General features: G+C 71.2%; 1 protein-coding gene and 1 pseudogene. One reads left to right on the top strand and one right to left on the bottom strand.

The features are described from left to right. Positions 1 to 117: 117 nt before the first annotated feature. Positions 118 to 954, top strand: coding sequence for an NAD(P)H-binding protein (locus tag ACFV0Q_RS41700; protein WP_385013336.1), 837 nt, complete (start codon positions 118 to 120; stop codon positions 952 to 954). Positions 955 to 971: 17 nt separating this feature from the next. Here ACFV0Q_RS41700 and ACFV0Q_RS41695 read toward each other — a convergent pair. After that, a pseudogene (locus ACFV0Q_RS41695) lies at positions 972 to 1328 on the bottom strand (alpha/beta hydrolase); the annotation flags it as partial.

Here is a 1328-nt window from a genome sequence, read left to right as displayed (position 1 = left end):
CATGCTCTCCATGCTCTCCATGCTCTCCATGCTGGACATCCTCCCGGGGACGAGCCCCAGATCTCGAATGTCCGTCAAAGCGGAGCAATCCCAGACGCGCCGTGTTCAATTGGCGTCATGAGCAACGGCATCACTCTCGTCCTCGGCGCATCAGGCAAGACCGGCCGGCGGATCGTCGCCCGGCTCAGGCTGCGCGGCGCCCCGGTCCGCACCGCCTCCCGATCGAGCCCGACCCGTTTCGACTGGTCCGACCCCGGCGGCTGGGACGCGGCCCTGCGGGGCATCGCCGTCGCCTACGTGGTGGCCCCAAGCGTGCCGGGCCCGGTTCACGAGTTCGTGGCCCGGGCCGAGTCCGCCGGGGTGCAGCGGCTGGTCCTGCTCTCCGGACGCGGCGCCGACACCTGGGGCGACTCCGCCTTCGGCCTGGACATGCGTTCGGCCGAGGACGCCGTACGCCGCTCGGCACTGGAGTGGACCGTCCTGCGACCGTCGAATTTCGCTCAGAACTTCGACGAGGACCTCTTCCACGCCCCGCTGGTCGCCGGGGAGCTGGCGCTCCCAGCCGGCATCGTCCCCGAGCCGTTCATCGACATCGAGGACGTCGCCGACGCCGCGGCCGCGGTGTTGACCGAACCCGGTCGGCACGCCGGACGGGTCTACGAGCTGACCGGACCGCGTGCGCTTACCTTCGGTGAGGCCGTTGAGCTCATCTCCCGGGCGTCCGGGCGGTCTCTCACCTACCGGCAGATTTCCCCCGACGAATACGCCAGGACACTGGTTGATGAGGGCTTTGGCGAGGACGACGCCCACCACGTCGCCGAGATGTTCGTGCTGATGGAACGCGGCCTGATCGCGGCGACGACGGATGACCTCGCCACCGTGCTCGGACGGGCGCCCCGGACCTTCGAGGAGTACGTCGTGCGGGCCGCGGCGGCGGGAGCCTGGCGGCGATGAACGTCCGACGGGCCCGGCCTGGCCACGGTCCAGTTCTGCTCGATCGCCACCGGGTAGCGGTGCTCGGGCGAGAGGTCGTACTCGGGGAAGACGAGGGCCGCCCGGGCGCCGACCGCGAGCTCACGGACCGGGCGGTCGTAGGTGTGCGCGTTGCCGAACACCCAGCCCGCGCCGTGGATGTAGACGATCACGGGCAGGGGCGTCCCGGCCCTACCCGACGGGCGGACGATCCGGGCGCGGACCTCGCCGGTGGGCCCGCCCGGAACGGTCACCCACTCCTCGTCGGCCTCGGGCAGGGCGATCTCACCGGACTGGACCTCGTCGACGGCCTTGCGGCCCTCGGCTGGCGGGATCTGGAACAGGAACGGCGGCTT

Origin of the sequence: Streptomyces sp. NPDC059564 (assembly GCF_042735575.1) — a bacterium.
GTDB lineage: Bacteria > Actinomycetota > Actinomycetes > Streptomycetales > Streptomycetaceae > Streptomyces.
Note: the sequence above shows the minus strand (reverse complement) of the source record. Positions and strands in the feature narration are given on the sequence as shown.

Coding starts and splice junctions, on each gene's coding strand:
- ACFV0Q_RS41700 (WP_385013336.1), top strand. CDS start 118: ATGAGCAACGGCATCACTCTCGTCCTCGGCGCATCAGGCAAGACCGGC.